At 48.5% G+C, this 956-nt stretch carries 1 protein-coding gene; it reads left to right on the forward strand.

Annotated features, from left to right (window positions below):
* A partial coding sequence (gene estX, locus RTW80_RS26085) for an alpha/beta fold putative hydrolase EstX (protein WP_224465411.1) occupies positions 1–948 on the forward strand: 948 nt, incomplete at its 5' end.
* Positions 949–956: the final 8 nt, after the last annotated feature.

The raw sequence follows: 956 nt of genomic DNA on the forward strand, positions 1-956 counted from the left end.
TACGCCGTGGGTCGATGTTTGATGTTATGGAGCAGCAACGATGTTACGCAGCAGGGCAGTCGCCCTAAAACAAAGTTGTACGTAGAACTCGAAGGCAATTTAAGTATGAAAGAAAAGGTAGTTGTTGATAAAGCGATTTCACTCTATACCGAATCATTCGGCGACCCGGCCCATGAACCCATTATTCTGATCATGGGGGCAATGTCGTCTGCGGTGTGGTGGCCTGATGAGTTTTGTTCCCAACTTGCCAAAATGGGTCGCTATGTGATCCGGTACGACCACCGTGATACCGGGAAATCAACAAGCTATGAGCCAGGTCAGGCTCCATATTCCGTTGAAGAATTAGCAGATGATGTGGTTCGCGTCATTGATGGTTATGGTCTGGAAGCTGCTCATTTAGTCGGCATGTCTTTGGGGGGATTTCTTTCCCAGCTTGTAGCTCTCAAGTATCCGAAACGTGTGAAGAGCTTGACGCTGATTGCTTCAGAACGGCTTGCAGATGCAGATCCGGATATGCCCGCTTTTGATCCTGCCATCATTGAGTATCACCAACGGGCGGAATCGCTGGATTGGTCTGATAGAGATGCTGTCGTCGCGTATCAGGTCGGAGCGTGGCGAATCAACTCAGGTACTGCGCATGCTTTTGACGCTGAGAAGATACAAAACATCGCTGAGTTAAATTTTGATCGCACTCCGAATATCCTGACAACATTCAACCACACTACTTTAGGTGGTGGCGAGAGATGGCTCGGGAGATTAAATGAGATAGCTGTACCAACTTTGATCATTCACGGCACGGAGGATCCTGTACTTCCTTATGTGCATGGGTTGGCACTGAAAGATGCGATTCGTGGTTCAAAAATGCTGACACTCGAAGGCACGGGACATGAGTTGCATCATGAAGACTGGCCGAGGATTATCCAGGCGATTAAGGGGCAAACGTCATAGCTATCGGT

Origin of the sequence: Escherichia sp. AM3 (assembly GCF_032029835.1) — a bacterium.
GTDB lineage: Bacteria > Pseudomonadota > Gammaproteobacteria > Enterobacterales > Enterobacteriaceae > Escherichia > Escherichia coli.